Source organism: Roseivirga thermotolerans, assembly GCF_014653175.1.
GTDB lineage: Bacteria > Bacteroidota > Bacteroidia > Cytophagales > Cyclobacteriaceae > Roseivirga > Roseivirga thermotolerans.
Window position 1 is genome coordinate 16,753 of sequence record NZ_BNAG01000001.1, and the last position, 18,546, is coordinate 35,298.

An 18,546-nucleotide genomic window follows, 5' to 3' on the forward strand; every position below is an offset into this window, starting at 1 on the left:
ATATTCATTAGGCACTATCCAAACGTCTCTCCACTCCTTTGGCCTGAGATGGAAAACCAAGAACAAAGCATGTACCTTTGCCTGGCTCGCTGGTCACACTAATGGTTCCCTTATTTTGGTCTACAAATTCTTTAGTAAGCTTTAGCCCTAGCCCAAACCCTCTTTCACCCATTGACCCAAATGTACTGAAGGCACTATTGCCAAATAATGATTGAAGTTTAGCCTTTTCCATTCCCACACCTTCATCTTTTATGGTGAGCTTAACACCCGTGGTTTGTTCTTCCGCAAAAACTGTTATTGTTCCCCCCTCCAAGCTGAACTTTATAGCATTACTCAGGAGGTTCCTCACAATAGCAGATATTGTATTTCTATCCGCAAAGATCAATGCCTCTTTTTTCGAATGCTCAACCGTTATGCCTTTCGATTCCATTAAGCCCATATACAATTCGATATTTTCATTAACTACTTCCACTAAATCGATCCGCTCAGGCTTATAGGGCACCCCTTCTGTTTGAGAAGCAGCCCAATGCAGCAGGTTATTGAGTAGATGGTTCAACTGGTCTATTGATCGATCGATTTTCCCACCCATCTCGAGTATCTTCTCTTGCTTTTCTTTACGAATGAAATATTCCAGCTTTTGGCCTACACCCTGAAGGGCAATCATGGGGCTGCGCAAATCGTGAGCAATTATGGAAAAGAACTTGTCTTTGCTGGCATTTAGTTCTTCCAGCTTGTGGTTCTGAAGACTGATCTTACGGTTGTTTTTTCTAATCTGTATAAACAACAGAAGTACTATAACTAAAAATACAGCCACTACAATCAGTCCAATGAGGTAGAGTTTTTGCCTTTCTTTCTCTGCGGCCTGTTTGAGCAAAAGTCCCTCTATTTCTCGCTCCTTCTGGGCGGTTTTATATTGTGTTTCCAGCTCAACCACCTGCTTGGCTTGCTCTTCTTCGAACAACGTTTCCAGATAGTTTATATACAGGTTATAGTAGTGAGTGGCTTTCACATACTTGCCCATGTCTTGATAACTGTCGGCAATGATTTTGGTAGCATCAACTTTATAAGTGAGAATGTTCATTTCTTCGGCCAGAGCCAATGCTTCCAGGGCTCGGTCTACAGCCTCAGAGTACCTACCGAGGTCCCAGTCGAGCCGAGCAATGTTGTTAAGCGTGTTAATGCGGGTACTTTCATCGGGAGCCATTTGCAAAGCCCGCTCATACAAGTCGAGGCACTTTTCATATTCTTTAGTAGCAAAATACAGCTCTCCGAGATCGTTGAAATTACTGGCGGCTACTCCTTCCAAATTAGCGGCCTGGCAAATGTCTAGTGATTGCAGCAGCAATTTTTCGGCTATCTGATGCTCTTCCTTCTGGTAATAGACCACTCCGAGCCGGTTGAGCGTAGCAGCAACTCCTAGCGTATCCTGAGCGGCTTCACAAATCTCCAGTGCCTTTTCCAGGTTTTCCAAGGCCGGGTTAAGGTTTTCTGCTGCCCGGTATATTTCTCCCAACACCCTAAAGTATCGACCATGAAATTTAGGTTCGAGGGTGAGTTCCGGAGTATTTGCCGTGCTCAAAAATAAATCCACAGCAACAGAGTACTCGCCCAAGTAGTAATGTCCTACTCCTTTATAAAAGTTACGCTTAGCATAAGATAAACCGCTTGCCGCCTGCTCACCGCCTTTCCAGTTTTCCAGAACCACTATGGAAGAATCGTATTTACCCAGAGAAAATAAACTGGCTCCGAGCCACAACCTTGCTTCATTTTCCAGAGCACCCCTGCCCAACTCACGGGCATTTTCAATCAGAATTTCGCTTACCGATCTGGCTTGTTGTGGATCCGCATCCACCATTAGTTTTACTCTGGCCAGCTCAAGTTGCAACAACTCCACAGTGGTGGCTTGTCTGGCTCTGTGCAGGGCGTCCTGGCCGCTCAGGGAAAAAGAGAGACACAAGAGGAGAGTTAAAATCACTCCTTTGCACATTTCATAAGTAAAACATTTTAGCATTTTGGAATCCGAAGATTTCAGAGAGCTGTATTCAAAAAAATAGAATTAACGCTAACAGCCAACACATTAACCTAAAGGCAGATAGACCGAAAAAGTTGTTCCCTCAGAGACTCTTGAAGTTACTTCAAACCTACCTCTATTCAAATTTATAAATTCTTTGCTAAGTCGCAGCCCCAAGCCAAAGCCTTTCTCTCCCCTAACCCCAGCGGGAGAAATAAGCCTCTGCCCATTGAGTACTTCTCTAATTTTTTCATCAGACATGCCTACTCCCTGATCTTTCACCTGAAGTAATAGCATTTTATCAGCCTGCATAGACCTGCACCAAATGGTGCTGCCTTCCGGGCTAAATTTAATGGCATTGCTTAGCAAGTTTCTGACCACGGTGGCCATAGTGTTTACATCTACATAGGCCAGCGCTTCCTCACTCACCTCGTTCATCACCTCTATTTCTTTACTGATTGCCAGCGATTCATAAAGACGAATAGTCTCTTGCACCATTTCATAAAGAGACACTTTTTCCGGATGGTAAGGAATACTTCCTTTTTGAGTGGTTGCCCAATTCAGCAAGTTATTGAGCAGATGGTTTATATGATCGGTAGAGTTATCGATTTTGGTGCCCAGCTCCAGGAGTTTCTCCTGTCTGTTTTTGCGAATGTAGTACTCCAGTTTCTGCCCAACACCTTGAAGGGCTACCATAGGACTTCTCAAGTCGTGAGCGATGATGGAGAAAAACTTGTCTTTAGTCTCGTTGGCTTCTTGCAAAGCTTTGGTGCGCTCCTCCACGGTTTTTTCAAGCAGTAGTTTTTGTTCTTCGAGCAAACTCAGCTTAAACCTCTCCTTTTCTATTTCCTGCTGCCTGAGTTCTTTGCGCATACGCCTGATTCTATCGGCCAGGGCAAGCGAAAGCAGGGTAACTTCCATGGCACCACCTAGTTCTACAGCAGTTAGTGTAAAAAAATTGGTGGGCAAAAGTCCGGCTCCATGAATGGTTCGGATGAGCACACCCAAAATGTAAGGCACCCAGGCAATGATATAAAAGAGAGCCGGCTTAAACCCCTTTCGGTATACGAATATACCTGCAACCAAAAGTGTTGGAAAGGAGAGCAACACCAACCACCTGGCAAAACCGTAAATTGGGTTAACACCAAACAGAGCACAAAGAACAGACATGAGTAAGCTCAAGCCACATATGAGCCACAGAAGTCGGTCCATTGAGCGACTAAAACTAGCTACATTGAGAAACTCTGCCGCAAAGCGACTGGAGAATGCCATGCTGATTCCGGCAAATAGTACATATAGGTTTCCGTCTATACCCTCATGCTGAGGCCACAGGTACTGCTCTCCAAGTCCATTGGTCGAAACCGTGGTGAGCATAGCAAAGGTGGTAGAGAATACATAGAGTAGATATACCCTGTCTTTGAGCGAAAGGTAGATGAAGAAGTTATAGAGAATCATGACTACCATTAGCCCATAAAAACTACCCAGCAAAAGACTTCTAAGGTCAGTATCGCCTTGAAAGGCAAGTGTCTGTTGGTTGAGATAGGGTTCTTCAAAAGGCCCTATCGCAGTATAGGAAGTATCTTGCTGAACCTGAACTATAGAGTTTTGGGCAGGCGTTGGCTCAGAACCAGCCGATGCAAAATTTGGAAACGCCAGACACAGAAGAATGAAAAAAGGTAATGTGCTTTTAAAAAATGGGCTGGTACAGCTCATAACAGCCTTAAGTTAAATAAAAAACCCCGACCGGAGCCGGGGTTTATTGTTCGATTTATGATGATCACACACTAGCCCAAGACTTTTGCCCCGGCTCGTATGGAAGACATCCTTCGTATTTTACCGGAATGGGGTCATACGGCATAACCTCTTCCCCTACCAGTTCGCTGGTAAAGTAACTATAGAATGTAGAATCTACCACATTGGTAACGAAGTGGGTTTCTAAAAACTCATCGGTTTTTTCTCCCGGGTCGTTGAATGTACTTCTATAGCGTTTTAGTATATCCGGATTCTCATCGTACTTTTTAAAGTACTCGTTAATGGCCGCTGTTATTTGCTCGGTAGTGGCTTTGTTAAACTTCACATCCTGATTGGCATCGAAGTTCTTTACAAATACAGCCATTCCCCTTCTAAAGTAATCCGCCTCCTTATCAGTATTCAAAACAGATAAGGCCTGGTCGATATGGTTGGCAACTCCTGCCTCTGTTGCTCCCGGAGTTTCTGTTTTAGGACATATGCCTTCACATATTTTCTCCAATTGAGCCGCTTCTTCAGGGGTAAGCAACACAGGCACCCAATCTACCTTGGGCTGAGGAGAACAACTTTGCAGAGCACCAAACAGTAAACTGCTAGAAAACAGAGCTGCTGATCCAAAACCTATATTTTTTAGTGCTTCTCTTCTTTCCATGGTTTAAAGTTTTCCTTTTTTCAATTGATCTACTGCATAATTGGCTGCTCTTGCGGTAAAAGCCATGTAAGTAAGCGATGGGTTTACGCAAGAGGCCGAGGTCATAAATGCTCCGTCTGTCATGAACACGTTTTTACAAGCGTGCACCTGGTTCCATTTATTGGTTACTGAGGTCTTCGGATCTCTACCCATTCGGGCAGTACCCATTTCGTGAATACCCAAGCCCATGTTAGGCCCATTATCATACGTATACACGTTTTTGAAACCTGCAGCTTCAAGCATTTCGGCTCCTGCTGCGGCCATGTCTTTACGCATTTCGTATTCGTTTTCATGGAAGTTGCCGGCATCAAACCTCATTTGAGGTAGTCCCCACTGATCCAGGTTGTCATAATCCAGATACATGTAGTTCTTATGCTGCGGAAGCACCTCTCCAAAGCCCATAAAGCCCATGGTCCAGCCTCCTGGCTCCATCAAAGCATCTTTAATGTTGCCACCTACACGGCCTACTCTCATTTCGGCAATGTTACGACCCCATCCTTCTCTTGAAGCAGACCCTTGATAACCGTAGCCTCGCACAAAGTTTTTCATATTGGAGCTACCACCAAGATTTCGGAAGCGAGGAATGTAAATACCATTTGCTCTTCTTCCCTTGTAGTATTTGTCTTCGAACCCTTCTACTCTGGCACCGGCTCCAACTCCCAGGTGGTGATCCATTATATTATGTCCTAGTTCGCCACTATCGTTGCCGAGTCCGTTGGGGAAGCGCAACGACTTAGACTGTAGCAATATACCTGCCGAGGCAATGGCCGAAGCACAAAGGAAAATTACCTTGGCGTAGTATTCGGTAGACTCTTTGGTGTTCTGGTCTATGGCGCGAACGCCAATGGCTTTTCCGGTGCTGTCGTCATACATCACCTCATGCACTATAGCATCGGTCATTACCGTAGCATTGCCTGTGGCCACAGCAGCCGGCAGGGTAGAAGAAAGGCTGGAGAAATAACCTCCATAAGGGCACCCTCTCATGCATCGGTCTCTAAAAAGGCATTGGCTTCTCTGGCCCGGGTTTTTATGATCGGGATAGGCCTGATTTAACGGTTGGGTGAGGTGTGCGGTTCGGCCAATGGTTACCCAACGGTTGTTCCACTTACTCTCTACAGCTTTTTGGAAGTGCTGCTCTACGCAGTTCATTTCCATTGGGGGTAAAAACTGTCCGTCAGGCAACTGCTTAAACCCTCTGTTTTCGCCACTTACTCCTATGTACTTTTCCACATAGTCGTACCATGGTTTAATATCTGCGTATCGTACAGGCCAGTCTACCCCGAAGCCATCTTTGAGGTTGGCTTCAAAGTCTATATCGCTCCAGCGATAACTCTGGCGTCCCCATGTAATTGATCGTCCACCAAGGTGATAACCTCGCATCCAGTCGAAGCGGGTATCTTCCTGATAAGGGTGTTCACTGTCCTTCACAAAAAAATGCCTATGGGCTTCAGCGGTGGTGTATCCGGTACGGTTTTGTTTCGGATAGTCTTTTTCAATCACCTCTCTGGGTGTTCTGCCTCTGTTGGGCAAGTCCCAGGTGTCCATAGTAGCAGTATGATAGTCCTTAATGTGCTCAATCTTGCGGCCACGCTCAAGAACCAGTGTTTTCAGGCCGTTTTCGCTCAGCTCTTTGGCTGCCCAGCCTCCACTAATTCCTGAACCCACCACAATAGCATCGTAGGTTCTCTCCTGCTTTGCTCGTAGGTTTAAATTCATCGAATTACTCTTTAGAATGTCAACTAATTTTTCATACAATCCAGCGCGAAAGTGGATAGACGAGTAATATAGGGAGAATGGATTAAAAAAAATAGAATGGTGGTATCTCAGGTGAGATTTGCAGGAGAAGAGGCAATGAAAAAGCCCTGCGAAGTGGCAGGGCTTGAGTTCTTTTAATATTCGTCTTCGTTAAAGAAGAAATCTTCTTTGGTAGGATAATCTGGCCAAATCTCTTCTATGTTCTCGTACGGTTGGCCGTCATCTTCGAGCTCTTGCAGGTTTTCTACCACCTCTAAAGGAGCCCCTGAACGAATCGAAAAATCGATCAATTCATCTTTTGTGGCCGGCCAAGGTGCATCCTCCAAATATGATGCTAATTCTAGTGTCCAGTACATCTCTCTTTTTTTTATTGGCGTGCAAAAGAATAGAATAAAAATTTAAAATTCAAACGCTAACCGTCAATTTTTCAGAATACCATGATAATCAGCCAAATAGATACCCTAAGAGGCTTTTTTTGCATCTTTAAGCTGACTAAGTAAAGTTCTTTTTATGGCTACTTTCTCTTTTTGGTCGGCCAACTTTCGGTCTAGCAGTGAATCTAGCCCACTGGCTGTATTGAATTTGACCACGTTTTCTTCAAAAGTTTTCAGCTCGGTGGTATCTCTGTAAAGCAGGTCTTGTAAAAGCTTAATTCTCAAGCTTTCTCTCTCACCTTCGTTCATTCCTTTACGCGCCTTCTTATTTAACAGGCGGTCTAAGAACTGCTTCTCACCGATAAGCATGGTTAGCTTTCTATATTCAGTTTGAAGTTTTTTATTGGCCTCCTTTCCCGGAAAACCAATCGACTTCCACTCCCCCTGAATTTTTCTAAGTTCAACTTTAGGCACCAGCTCTTCACTATGCTGTCTCAACCTTTCCACAAGTGCCTCTTTGAGTTTTCGGCTCTCTTCCGGTGACTGCCCCGACTGCTGCTTTGCTTTTCTCAGAGAATCTTTCAAGAGCTTTTGAAATTTCTCCCAAAAAGCGGAGTGACTGTCGGGCTTAATCTTACCCAGTTCTTTCCATCTCTTTTTTAAATCTCCATGCACCGCCCGAAGCTTATGAGCTGGCGTTTCAGCAAGCTGCTTGGCAGCCTGATTCAGAAAAGCCTCATAGTCAGCCTCTTTTTCGATCATCATTTTCTCCAAATCGGCATAAAAGGCTGCCCTACGATCAAAGAAATTGCCTACCAACTGTTTAAACTCCCCCTCAATTCGTTCGCGGTGTTCTACTTCTACAGCTCCGGTTTTCATCCACCGCTGCTGCACATCCTTAATAGCCTCGGTAGCCGACTTCCATTCGTGGCTGGCCGCAACCACCCTAAGCTCCTCCAACAGAGCTGTTTTAATCTGTAAATTTTTATGCCGGTTTTGAGCAATGTATTCATTAAGTTCAGTCTCCAACTGTTCCAGCGCATGGTACAGTGCTTCAAAGTCGCCCAGTGCATCTACATTGCCAAGGCTCTCTTTCAGGTTAATTACCTTTATTAAGAATGAGCCTTTGTTGGCATGCTCCTCCACTTTAGACTTTACATCTTCTACCTCGCTAACAATGGCTTCAAACTTTTGTGTGAAGTATTGTATGGTTGCCTCTTCGCTTTCCTTAACTGTTCCTATCTCTCTTTCAGGAAAATCAAGGAAGCTCTTTCTGTAAACCTTTCCGTCTTTTATGTAACCGTATTCCACTTGAGATAACTATGGTACTTTAAAGTGGCCGAAAATAAGTAAATCAATCAAGAGCACTTCTATCGAGCTTAATTTTTAGCATATTTGAGCCAAAATTTCACACTATGAGTGACCAAAAGATCATCTTTTCAATGGCGGGAGTCAGCAAAATCTATCCGCCTCAGAAACAAGTTCTTAAAAATATATATCTGTCTTTTTTCTACGGTGCCAAAATTGGCGTACTCGGTTTAAACGGAGCCGGAAAGTCTTCTCTGCTGCGGATAATTGCCGGAGTAGATAAAAACTACCAGGGCGAAGTAGTCTTCTCGCCCGGATATACCGTGGGCATGTTGGAGCAAGAGCCACAGCTAGACCCGGAAAAAACGGTAAAGCAAGTGGTAGAAGAAGGTGCCGGTGAAGTGATAAAACTGCTTCAGGAGTTTGAAGAAATTAATTTGAAGTTTGCCGACCCAGCGGTTTTGGCCGATGGTGATGCCATGAATAAGCTTATTGAAGACCAGGGACGGGTACAAGAGCTACTGGATCAGCACAATGCCTGGGATCTGGATTCACGACTGGAGAGGGCTATGGATGCGCTGCGCACACCTCCGGCCGATGCCAAAATTGCCAACCTCTCTGGAGGAGAAAAACGAAGGGTGGCCCTTTGCAGGCTGCTTATTCAGGAGCCGGATGTTCTCCTGCTCGATGAGCCAACCAACCACCTCGATGCCGAATCGGTTCACTGGCTAGAGCAACATCTCAAGCAATACAAAGGAACAGTGATAGCGGTAACCCACGACCGTTACTTCCTCGATAACGTAGCGGGCTGGATTCTTGAGCTTGACAGGGGTGAGGGTATTCCATGGGAAGGCAACTACTCTTCCTGGTTGGAACAGAAGCAGAAGCGTTTGGCCGATGAGGAGAAAACAGAATCTAAGCGACAAAAAACCCTTCAGCGCGAGCTCGAATGGGTACGTATGTCTCCCAAAGGTCGCCAGGCCAAGGCCAAAGCCCGATTGAGTGCCTATGACAAACTGGTGAGCCAAGAAGGACGCGAAAAAGAAGAAAAACTGGAGCTTTACATTCCTCCGGGGCCCCGACTGGGTGCTAAGGTTATCGATGCCAAGGGAGTGAGCAAAGCGTTTGGCGATAAGCTGCTTTATGAAAACCTGGACTTCTCGTTGCCTCAAGGGGGAATTGTGGGAATAATTGGCCCCAACGGTGCAGGTAAAACCACACTATTCAATATGATCACCGGTAAAATTGAGCCGGATAGTGGCACTTTCGAAGTGGGCCCAACAGTAGAAATAGCCTATGTAGATCAGGAGCATACCAAGCTGGACCCCAACAAAACTGTGTGGGAGGTGATTTCTGAAGGCAACGAACTTATTAATCTTGGTGGAAAACAAATTAATTCGAGAGCCTATGTGAGTCGCTTTAATTTTGGCGGAAACGACCAAAACAAGAAGATTTCGGAACTTTCCGGAGGTATGCGCAACCGGGTGCACCTGGCATTAACCTTAAAGCAGGGTGCAAATTTATTGCTGCTAGATGAGCCAACTAACGATTTGGACGTTAATACTTTGAGAGCCCTGGAAGAGGGCTTGGAAAACTTTGGCGGATGTGCCGTAATTATTTCGCACGACCGTTGGTTCCTGGATCGTATTTGTACGCACATTCTAGCCTTTGAGGGCAACTCACAGGTTTACTGGTTTGAAGGCTCTTATACCGAGTATGAAGAAAACCGTAAAAAACGCATGGGCGATACTGAACCAAAGCGCATTCGCTACAAAAAGCTAGGCTAAATTGAAAAAAAGTATCAGAATAGTTAATTTATCAACCATGAAAGGATTTAAAAAACTCATGGCCTGCATGGTTATTTGTGCCGCTTTTGGAGCAAATGATCTGGCCGCTCAAATAACCCCGATAGACTACATTAGTGGGGCCGGTCGCTTTACCATAAGAAGCCGGGTTCCTATGAACATCATGATTCCATATGAACCACACCTGTATATGGATGAGCGCATGACTAAAATTGAGTTACTGGATGGCACAATGATAGAAGGCTTCTATAAATACAATGTAGAAAACGAAACCTTGGAGCACGCCAGCTCAGAACAGATTTACAGTCTGAAAGAAGTAAAGCGCTTTTGGTTTTTGCAATCGGGCGATAAGCCGGAAGAGGCCTTTGTAAACATTAGGTTGGTTTGGCCAAAGAGTGAGTATGGAGGGTTCTTTAAAACAGTAAAGAGCTCTGAATACGTATGGATAAAGTACTACCTGGAATTTAAACCAAGAGACTATGATCCGGTAATGGACATGGGTAACCCATACGACAGGGTAGAAATGGCCAACGAGTTCTATATTAATCTGAACGATGTGTGGACGGCCGTTCCTCAAACCAAAGGAGACTTTTTTAAACTTATGGCTCCCTATGCCGATGAGGCTCCCCTGAAGAAGTTCATGCGTAAAAACAAGATAAAACTCACCGAAGCCGAAGACCTCGGTAAGGTGATCAACTGGGTGGCTAAAAATGGAAAGTAATTTCCTGCTTTAGGTCAGGGTGGAGACTCAAAGCCACAGGACAATTGAGCCCTATTTCTTTGATCCATGAGCGATCTTCATCACTGACCGCACAATTATCCCAATAAAAATCTACTCTTAAGGCGGCTATTCTTCGCGGATTAGCCGCCATTATTTTTTGTGTAGCCAGGTGCATACCGCTCATATCCCATCCTTTCTTTTCACCTGCAATGGCCATAACGGTCATCATACAAGCGCCCAGAGCCGCAGCCACAGTGTCGGTTGGAGAAAAAGTCTCTCCTTTTCCGTTGTTATCTAGGGGAGCATCGGTGTGAAAAGTGTTCTTAGATTGAAGGTGTACTGAAGAGGTTCTAAGCCCTCCTTCATATTTGGTCTCAACTGTTTTCATAAACTATCGACAATAATTTTTCGTTACTTTAGCAACATTTCAAAGCCAGCTTCTAACTGATGCGCAACATACAAAAAGTCTTTCTTCTTCTGGTGACAATTTCCCTGAGCCATTTGGCCATTGGGCAACAGATACAACAGTTTATAGACGAGGATTACGAAACAGAAAATGTTTTCGGCATTGTGAAAGCAACTAATGGCGGACTCATTAGTGGGTTTTACTTCAGGCACTCCAGTTTTTTAGGCAATAATAATCTCTCGCACTGGGGCATTGAAATGGTGAATATTAAACATCCGCGAGAAGCCAAGCAAACCACTTTTACAGGAAGCTCCTATGTGTTTGGTAAGTCAAATTACTTCGTAAGCCTTCGGCCAACTTATGGAAGAGAAAAAATATTATTCAAAAAAGCCCCGCAGCAAGGAGCCCGTGTAACAGCTCTGGTGGCTGGTGGTCCTGCCATTGGTATGGAAATACCGTATTACATTGAGATAAGCCAAAACCAAAAAGAACAATACGACCCTCACAATAACCAACACGCCATTCCATTTATAGTAGGCAGTGCAGGCCCCTTCCGCGGCCTTGGCCAGACCAAATTTGTTTTAGGGCTACATGCCAAAGCCTCCCTCACCTTCGAAACCAATTCCACCAAAAAGAGAGTATTTGGTTTTGAAATGGGCTTTACTGCCGATGTTTATACCCGCGAAATAGAAATACTTCCGTTGGCCGACAACCAAAGCGTATACACAGCCGCCTTTATTGCCATCTATTTTGGTAAGAGAAGATAGTAGAGCACTCTCTTTTTATTTGGAACCTTTGCCTTACCTTTGTGTTCATATAGTCGGAGGAACGCCAGATGATTGAATTACCTGTAGTATCGAAACCCGCTGAAAATAAAAGGAGAAAGCCAGACTGGCTAAGGGTTAAGCTGCCTATTGGCCCTGAATATGCCAAAGTGCGCAAGCTGGTAGATAACCATAAACTGCACACCATTTGTGAAAGTGGAAACTGCCCAAACATGGGCGAGTGTTGGGGAGCCGGCACAGCCACTTTTATGATATTGGGTAATGTATGTACTCGTTCATGTACATTTTGCGCAGTAGCTACCGGTAGACCGCCTGAATACGATGCAGAGGAGCCTAAGCGGGTAGCAGAAGCCATTAAACTAATGGGAGTAAAGCATGCGGTGATCACATCGGTAAACCGCGATGAGCTGAAAGACCGTGGGGCAGAAATTTGGTATCAAACCGTGGTTGAAACCAAAAAACTAAGTCCGGAAACCACTATCGAAACGCTTATCCCCGATGTAAAAGGCAATTGGGATGCGCTATACCGAATGATTGATGGAGGTCAGGAGGTGGTTTCACACAATATGGAAACGGTGAAAGAACTGTATCGTCCGGTGCGACCACAAGCCAAATACGACAGAAGCCTGGAAGAGCTCAGAAGAATAAAGGAATATGGCAAGCGCTCAAAGTCAGGAGCTATGCTAGGACTGGGTGAAACCGATGAGCAGGTGTTCCGCCTAATGGACGATTTGGTAGAAGTAGGTCTCGATGTGCTCACCCTGGGCCAATACTTACAACCTACCAAGCGCCACCATGAAGTAATCGAGTATGTACACCCCGATAAATTTGCTTTCTTCAAAGAAGAGGGTGAAAAAAGAGGAATCAAGTACGTAGAGTCTGGCCCATTAGTAAGATCATCTTACCATGCAGAAAGACACGTGCATGTGTAGATGAGACAATTGACAACCGAATACAGCGCCAGGGTTACTTACTTAATGTATTTCTGAATCTTGCCTCCATTTGTGTCTTCACAAATGGTTGTTAAAAGACGCTGTGAGGTCACAGCTTGTGGCTAGAACACTGGAGCGATTTAAATGAAACCCTATACAAAGTATTGAGATATTAAGAAGCCGCTATTCTGCGGCTTTTTTTGTATTCAGAAATGGAATGAACCACACTTGAATGGCCCATCAATTGGATTAGCTCATGGATAAGAAAGAAAATAATTTGCAATACATAGAATTACAATGTATTATTGTTCTATGTATTCAAGAGAACTATTAAAAGGCATACTCAAACCTATTATTCTCAAGCTGCTTGCAGATAATGGAAAAATGTATGGTTATGAGATTGTACAGCACGTAAAGGCGAGTTCCGAAGGCAAAATACTCATTAAAGAAGGTTCACTTTATCCCAGCTTACATGCGCTGACCAAGGAAGGTTATCTACAAACAGAGTCCGTGAATGTGGGCAACAGGATCAGGAAATACTACAGTCTTACGGAGAAAGGTAAGACTGTAGTAAGCCCTGCCATTCAGGAAGTAATAGACTTTCAGAGCACTCTGGCCCTATTGTTCGGTAAATCTAAAACAGCATTATCATGACCGGGCCTCATGTAAACTACATCAAAGCCTACCTGAAATCTAAAGGCTTTACCGATCTGGAATTGATGGACGATTTGACCGATCATTTGGCAACGGAGATTGAATTCTCTATGGACAGCGAAAAGCTGGATTTTGAGACGAGTTTTGAAAGAGCCAAACAAAAACTTCTTCCAGACTCTCCCTACCAACTCGAAAGAGATTTAAAGATTTTAACCACCCCAAAACACAATATTATGATTAAGAAAATAGCTTATATAGGAGGATACCTGAGTGCCATGTGTCTAATGCTGGCCTTACTTTTAGGATCGCTAACATATCACGAAAAGATCAACTCCAACCTCAGTCGAGAATTAGCACAGTCGCAAAACGAACTTTCCATGATATTAGAAGATGAAGTGGACAGGACAGCAAATTACATCTCATATATGAAAGAAATGGAGATGTCCCAAATAGCGGTTATTCAAAACCTTGCTGCCGTACAAGCCTTAATCGTAGCCGCCATTGCCCTGTTCAGCATTACCTATTTACCTTATAGGTTCTACAACAGCTATCAGCGCAGCCAGTTGGAGTTGAATTCGCTCTGAGTAATATGATCTTATTGAACTCTGAACTCAATGAACCATGAACATATATTACTATTCAGCCTAACCTACCTCCCTTACCGATTCTTCAACGGTTACCAGAAAAGCGAGATGAAACTTACGGCATAAAAAAAGCTGTCCCAAATTCTCCGGACAGCCTTTCTGATATCTAATTTCTATTATCTAAAATCTCTATTAAGCCATTGCTTCCTCTTCCTGATAATCAGAAACAGGAATACAGCTACACATTAGGTTTCTGTCGCCATAGGCTGAATCGATTCTACCCACTGTTGGCCAGAACTTAGCCTCTTTTACATACTCTGCCGGATATACAGCCTTCTCTCTGGAGTAAGGCTTTTCCCACTGGCCTTCTAACACCATGCTGGCCGTGTGAGGTGCGTTCTTCAACACGTTTTGCTCTTCATCGGCCAAACCATCGGCAATTTCTCTAATTTCCTGACGAATACTGAGCATAGCTTCACAGAATCTGTCCAGTTCTACTTTAGACTCAGACTCGGTTGGCTCAATCATCACTGTACCAGCTACAGGAAATGAAACGGTTGGCGCATGGAAGCCATAGTCCATCAGGCGCTTGGCAATGTCTTCTACCTCTATCTTCTGGTTTTTAAATTCTCTGCAATCCACTATCATTTCGTGGGCACATCGGCCTTTGCTACCTGCGTAAAGGATCTTAAACTCCTTCTCAAGTTTAGCTTTAATGTAGTTGGCATTCAATATGGCCAATTTGGTAGCATTGGTTAAACCTTCGGCTCCCATCATGGCAATGTAGGCATAAGAAATAACCAAAATACTGGCACTACCCCATGGCGCTGCCGACACTGCAGTTATGGCCTGATCGCCACCGGTTTCTACCACCGGATTGCCCGGCAAGAAAGGCGCAAGGTGAGCCGCTACTCCAATGGGGCCCATTCCGGGGCCACCACCACCGTGAGGGATACAGAATGTCTTGTGCAGGTTGAGGTGACATACATCGGCACCAATAATACCAGGACTGGTAAGTCCCACCTGGGCATTCATGTTGGCACCATCCATATACACTTGCCCTCCATGCTCATGAATTAGCGCACAGATATCTTTGATACTTTCTTCAAACACTCCGTGGGTAGAAGGATAGGTAACCATTAGGCAGGCAAGGTTTTGGCTATGCTGCTCTACCTTGGCTTTCAGGTCGTCCAAATCAATATTTCCACGTTCATCACAAGCCACAATTACCACTTTCATACCTGCCATGACAGCCGAAGCCGGATTGGTTCCATGTGCAGAAGAAGGAATAATGGCAATATTTCTGTGCCCCTCTCCTCTACTCTCATGGTATGCTCGAATTACCATTAGGCCGGCATACTCTCCTTGCGCTCCTGAATTTGGCTGAAGCGAAACATCGGCAAAACCAGTGATTTCAGACAGCCAGTCTACCAGATCGTTGAACATCATGTGATAACCTCTGGTCTGATAAGTGGGTGCAAAGGGGTGTATATCTCCAAACTCTGGCCAGGTTACCGCCACCATTTCAGTAGTGGCATTGAGTTTCATGGTGCAAGAGCCCAGAGAAATCATGGAATGAACGAGCGACAAGTCTTTGTTTTCCAGTCGCTTAATATATCGAAGCATCTCGTGCTCAGAGTGGTATTGATTAAATACCGGGTGGGTCATAAAATCGGAAGTACGCTCCAGTTCTTTAGGAAGTTCAACTTCCAGATTGGCAGCCTCGCCATCTAAATCGAAAGCCATTACCTGTCCGGTGGCCTCTGCAAACACCTCTAAAATCACCTGTACATCTTCCACTCGGGTAGTTTCATCTACAGCAATTCCTATATCACCATCTTCAAAATATCTGAAGTTGGCCTGGTTTACTTCTGCAATGGTTCTGATTTTCTCTGAGAGCGAAGACTCACATTCAATTCTAAGGGTATCGAAATAGAACTCATTGAGTTGTTTGAAGCCCAAAGACTGCAAGCCCTTGTCTAAAAGCTTGGCAAAGCCATGAATTTTAAAGGCAATGTGCTTAATACCTTTAGAACCATGGTATACGCCATACATACCGGCCATTACGGCCAGTAGCACCTGGGCCGTACAAATGTTAGAGGTGGCCTTTTCTCTTCTAATATGCTGCTCGCGGGTCTGCAAAGCCATACGGTAGGCTTTATTGCCCTGGCTATCTACAGAAACCCCGATAATTCTACCCGGAATATGACGCTTAAACTCATCGCGTGTGGCAATATAAGCTGCATGAGGGCCACCATAACCCATAGGGACACCAAAACGCTGAGAAGTACCTACCACTGCATCGGCTCCCATTTCGCCCGGAGGTGTAAGCAGAGCCAAAGACATAAGATCTGCAGCCACTGTAACAAATACGTTGTTTTCGTGAGCCGACTCTATGAATGACCGATAGTTGAGTACTTTTCCGTCACCCGCAGGGTACTGAATCAACACCCCGAACAAGTCGTCACGGGTAATATCTAACTCGCTGAGCTTTCCTACCTCCAGCTGAATACCAACCGGAACCGATCGGGTTTTGAGCACATTGATGGTCTGCGGGAAAGTATTTTCATCGACAAAGAAGGTAGTAGCCTCTTTCTTATTTTTCTTACGCTGGCCGGCAAACATAAACATAGCCTCGGCCGCTGCAGTTGCTTCATCGAGCAAGGAAGCATTGGCAATTTCCATTCCGGTCAGGTCCATTACCATGGTTTGGAAATTGATGAGGGCCTCTAGTCTTCCCTGGGCTATTTCTGCCTGATATGGAGTGTAGGCTGTGTACCATCCCGGGTTTTCCAGAATATTGCGCTGAATAACTCCCGGAACAATGGTATTGTAATACCCCATACCGATGTATGACTTAAACATCTTGTTTTGGGCGGCAATATGTCTCAGGTCTTTCAGGAATTGAAATTCAGACTTAGGTAGGGGCAGATTCAAAGGTTCTTTCATTCTAATTCCTGCCGGCACTGTTTCATCGATCAGTGCATCCAGGCTAGGCGCACCCACCACCTTGAGCATTTCAGCAATCTCTTGCTCATCAGGCCCATTGTGGCGGTCTTCAAACCTTTGAGTCTTTCTTAAATCAATTTTTGTCATATCTCCAGTTCTAGTTCGATTTACTTCCTTGTAAATGTGCTGCAAATGTAAGCTACAACCCTCTGATTTCCTTACATATCAAAGGCAAAAAAAGCCGACCAAATACATAAGTCATGCAGGCTAGGTTTTAAAAAAACATTAGCTTTAGCCCTCTAAAAAAATGTAACCTAAAATTGTTTAGATAATGAGGAAATTAAAACTGTCCTTGTTCGGACTTTTAGTTTTGGGCCTAATTGCTAATGCCCAAGACAAAACAGCCGTGAAGTATGCCAACACCATCACGCCTGAAGATATGAGAAGCAAGCTTTCCATTTTAGCTTCTGACGAGTTTGGCGGTAGAGAAACCGGTACCGAGGGGCAAAAGAAAGCTTCCAGGTTTTTGGAGGAGTTCTACCAAAGAATTGGCCTTGAGGGCCCAGCCAATGGCACATACCGACAAAAATTTGATATGTACCAGTCTGACTGGTCTGATGTATACATCAAAACCCGGTCGGGCAAAAAAGCCAACGGAAAAGACATTATCTTTTTAGGCTATGCCAACATGGCCAAAGAGGAGAAGCTCGATGCCGTTTATGTAGGAAAGAAAACCGACTTTGCCGGAATGGACCTTAATGGAAAAGCTGTAGTAGCTATGGCCGGAGACAGAGCCACCGTAGGCAAGTTGATAGAAGCGGGCGCCAAAGCCGTAATGATGATGGCCAACGATGACGATCAGTTTACTCAAACTCTGCCAAGACAGGCCAGAGCGTTTATGATGGGCCGTCTGAGGTTTGACAAAGAATACAAAGGCGACCCAAGCATGACCTTTTACCTGACTCAGGCCATTGCAGCCGATATGTTCAAGGCTTCTATAGAAGACCTTAATGCCAATGCAGAAACCCCTGAAAAAATTAAAACAGGAACCGTAAGAGTTTTTGCTAAAGAGAAAATCAACACCATCAATACCGAAAACATGGTAGCCTTTTTGGAAGGTACCGATTTAAAAGATGAGGTGTTGGTGATATCTTCTCACTACGATCACATTGGCCAGAATGAGGATGGCACAGTGATTAATAATGGTGCCGATGATGATGGCTCAGGAACTACCGGTGTAATGGAGATTGCCGAAGCATTTGCTCAGGCTGCCAAAGAAGGCCACAGACCAAGAAGAAGCATTCTTTTCCTTAACGTAACGGGTGAAGAAAAAGGACTTTTGGGATCTGCTTATTATGCTGACAATCCGTTGTTCCCATTAGAAAACACGGTGAACAACCTGAATATAGACATGATTGGAAGAATTGATCCAGAGCACGAAAAGTCAGGCAATCGCGACTATGTATACGTAATCGGTTCTGAAAAACTATCGAGCCACTTGAAGGTGATCTCTGAGTTTGCCAATATTACATATACCAACCTGGATCTGGACTATCGTTATGACGATCCGAACGACAGAAACCGTTTCTACTATCGTTCCGACCACTACAACTTTGCCAAAAAAGGTATTCCAATTATCTTCTACTTTAACGGAACACATGCGGACTACCACAGACCAACCGACACTGTCGATAAAATTGCCTTCGATGTAATGGCGAAAAGAGCTCAGTTGGTATTCCATACCGCGTGGATTCTGGCCAACAGAGACCAAAGAACTCCGGTTGATCGTGAAGACGATATGGACTACGGTTCGAGAGACTAA

General features: G+C 44.6%; 15 protein-coding genes. 7 read left to right on the forward strand and 8 right to left on the reverse strand.

Going from position 1 to position 18,546, the window contains the following annotated elements; all coding sequences use genetic code 11:
- Nucleotides 1–7: 7 nt before the first annotated feature.
- From IE164_RS00045 to IE164_RS00070, 6 genes are all read right to left on the reverse strand, one after another.
- Nucleotides 8–1,975 carry an ATP-binding protein gene (locus IE164_RS00045; RefSeq protein WP_229838464.1) on the reverse strand — a complete coding sequence of 656 codons (1,968 nt, stop codon included), beginning with the start codon at nucleotides 1,973–1,975 and terminating at the stop codon, nucleotides 8–10.
- 102 nt (nucleotides 1,976–2,077) lie between these two features.
- Nucleotides 2,078–3,724 (reverse strand): sensor histidine kinase, encoded by a 1,647-nt coding sequence (locus tag IE164_RS00050; RefSeq protein WP_189628141.1) that lies wholly within the window; start codon nucleotides 3,722–3,724, stop codon nucleotides 2,078–2,080.
- A gap of 64 nt (nucleotides 3,725–3,788) precedes the next feature.
- Nucleotides 3,789–4,412: a gluconate 2-dehydrogenase subunit 3 family protein gene (locus IE164_RS00055; protein ID WP_189628142.1), complete on the reverse strand. Its 624-nt coding sequence runs from the start codon at nucleotides 4,410–4,412 to the stop codon at nucleotides 3,789–3,791.
- A gap of 3 nt (nucleotides 4,413–4,415) precedes the next feature.
- Complete coding sequence (locus IE164_RS00060) at nucleotides 4,416–6,167, reverse strand: GMC oxidoreductase (protein ID WP_189628143.1); 1,752 nt, start codon at nucleotides 6,165–6,167, stop codon at nucleotides 4,416–4,418.
- Between the two features lie 173 nt (nucleotides 6,168–6,340).
- Complete coding sequence (locus IE164_RS00065) at nucleotides 6,341–6,562, reverse strand: DUF2795 domain-containing protein (RefSeq protein ID WP_090257868.1); 222 nt, start codon at nucleotides 6,560–6,562, stop codon at nucleotides 6,341–6,343.
- Nucleotides 6,563–6,667: 105 nt separating this feature from the next.
- Nucleotides 6,668–7,891, reverse strand: a complete 1,224-nt coding sequence (locus tag IE164_RS00070) for a DUF349 domain-containing protein (protein ID WP_189628144.1) — start codon at nucleotides 7,889–7,891, stop codon at nucleotides 6,668–6,670.
- A gap of 104 nt (nucleotides 7,892–7,995) precedes the next feature.
- Between IE164_RS00070 and ettA the strand changes: the two genes are divergently transcribed.
- Both ettA and IE164_RS00080 read left to right on the forward strand, forming a co-directional pair.
- A complete protein-coding gene (gene ettA / locus IE164_RS00075) occupies nucleotides 7,996–9,675 on the forward strand; it encodes an energy-dependent translational throttle protein EttA (protein WP_189628145.1) in 1,680 nt (559 codons plus the stop codon).
- Between the two features lie 37 nt (nucleotides 9,676–9,712).
- The gene (locus IE164_RS00080; RefSeq protein WP_189628146.1) at nucleotides 9,713–10,414 is read left to right on the forward strand and encodes a hypothetical protein; all 702 of its coding nucleotides are present in this window, start codon (nucleotides 9,713–9,715) and stop codon (nucleotides 10,412–10,414) included.
- On the opposite strand, the gene IE164_RS00085 is transcribed toward IE164_RS00080, so the two are convergent.
- A complete protein-coding gene (locus tag IE164_RS00085; RefSeq protein WP_189628147.1) occupies nucleotides 10,398–10,802 on the reverse strand; it encodes an OsmC family protein in 405 nt (134 codons plus the stop codon). The genes IE164_RS00080 and IE164_RS00085 overlap by 17 nt on opposite strands.
- Nucleotides 10,803–10,861: 59 nt before the next feature.
- Between IE164_RS00085 and IE164_RS00090 the strand changes: the two genes are divergently transcribed.
- The 4 genes from IE164_RS00090 to IE164_RS00105 all read left to right on the forward strand — a co-directional run bounded on the left by IE164_RS00090 (nucleotide 10,862) and on the right by IE164_RS00105 (nucleotide 13,775).
- Nucleotides 10,862–11,587, forward strand: coding sequence for a hypothetical protein (locus tag IE164_RS00090; RefSeq protein ID WP_189628148.1), 726 nt, complete (start codon nucleotides 10,862–10,864; stop codon nucleotides 11,585–11,587).
- Between the two features lie 68 nt (nucleotides 11,588–11,655).
- Nucleotides 11,656–12,537, forward strand: a complete 882-nt coding sequence (lipA, locus tag IE164_RS00095; RefSeq protein ID WP_189628149.1) for a lipoyl synthase — start codon at nucleotides 11,656–11,658, stop codon at nucleotides 12,535–12,537.
- Between the two features lie 312 nt (nucleotides 12,538–12,849).
- Nucleotides 12,850–13,191, forward strand: coding sequence for a PadR family transcriptional regulator (locus tag IE164_RS00100; RefSeq protein ID WP_189628150.1), 342 nt, complete (start codon nucleotides 12,850–12,852; stop codon nucleotides 13,189–13,191).
- On the forward strand, nucleotides 13,188–13,775 hold the full coding sequence (locus tag IE164_RS00105) for a hypothetical protein (RefSeq protein WP_189628151.1): 588 nt from the start codon (nucleotides 13,188–13,190) through the stop codon (nucleotides 13,773–13,775). Before IE164_RS00100 ends, IE164_RS00105 begins: the two co-directional genes overlap by 4 nt.
- 192 nt (nucleotides 13,776–13,967) lie before the next feature.
- Here IE164_RS00105 and gcvP read toward each other — a convergent pair whose 3' ends face one another.
- Nucleotides 13,968–16,871 (reverse strand): aminomethyl-transferring glycine dehydrogenase, encoded by a 2,904-nt coding sequence (gene gcvP / locus IE164_RS00110; protein ID WP_189628152.1) that lies wholly within the window; start codon nucleotides 16,869–16,871, stop codon nucleotides 13,968–13,970.
- A gap of 184 nt (nucleotides 16,872–17,055) precedes the next feature.
- Here gcvP and IE164_RS00115 point away from each other — a divergent pair, with 184 nt between their 5' ends.
- A complete protein-coding gene (locus tag IE164_RS00115; protein WP_189628153.1) occupies nucleotides 17,056–18,546 on the forward strand; it encodes a M28 family peptidase in 1,491 nt (496 codons plus the stop codon).

Excerpts from the sequence above, each read along its gene's own strand:
- IE164_RS00055 (WP_189628142.1), bottom strand. The coding sequence starts at position 4,412 with ATGGAAAGAAGAGAAGCACTAAAAAATATAGGTTTTGGATCAGCAGCT.
- ettA (WP_189628145.1), top strand. The coding sequence starts at position 7,996 with ATGAGTGACCAAAAGATCATCTTTTCAATGGCGGGAGTCAGCAAAATC.
- IE164_RS00085 (WP_189628147.1), bottom strand. The coding sequence starts at position 10,802 with ATGAAAACAGTTGAGACCAAATATGAAGGAGGGCTTAGAACCTCTTCA.
- IE164_RS00065 (WP_090257868.1), bottom strand. The coding sequence starts at position 6,562 with ATGTACTGGACACTAGAATTAGCATCATATTTGGAGGATGCACCTTGG.
- gcvP (WP_189628152.1), bottom strand. The coding sequence starts at position 16,871 with ATGACAAAAATTGATTTAAGAAAGACTCAAAGGTTTGAAGACCGCCAC.
- IE164_RS00100 (WP_189628150.1), top strand. The coding sequence starts at position 12,850 with ATGTATTCAAGAGAACTATTAAAAGGCATACTCAAACCTATTATTCTC.
- lipA (WP_189628149.1), top strand. The coding sequence starts at position 11,656 with ATGATTGAATTACCTGTAGTATCGAAACCCGCTGAAAATAAAAGGAGA.
- IE164_RS00090 (WP_189628148.1), top strand. The coding sequence starts at position 10,862 with ATGCGCAACATACAAAAAGTCTTTCTTCTTCTGGTGACAATTTCCCTG.
- IE164_RS00080 (WP_189628146.1), top strand. The coding sequence starts at position 9,713 with ATGAAAGGATTTAAAAAACTCATGGCCTGCATGGTTATTTGTGCCGCT.
- IE164_RS00115 (WP_189628153.1), top strand. The coding sequence starts at position 17,056 with ATGAGGAAATTAAAACTGTCCTTGTTCGGACTTTTAGTTTTGGGCCTA.
- IE164_RS00105 (WP_189628151.1), top strand. The coding sequence starts at position 13,188 with ATGACCGGGCCTCATGTAAACTACATCAAAGCCTACCTGAAATCTAAA.
- IE164_RS00050 (WP_189628141.1), bottom strand. The coding sequence starts at position 3,724 with ATGAGCTGTACCAGCCCATTTTTTAAAAGCACATTACCTTTTTTCATT.
- IE164_RS00060 (WP_189628143.1), bottom strand. The coding sequence starts at position 6,167 with ATGAATTTAAACCTACGAGCAAAGCAGGAGAGAACCTACGATGCTATT.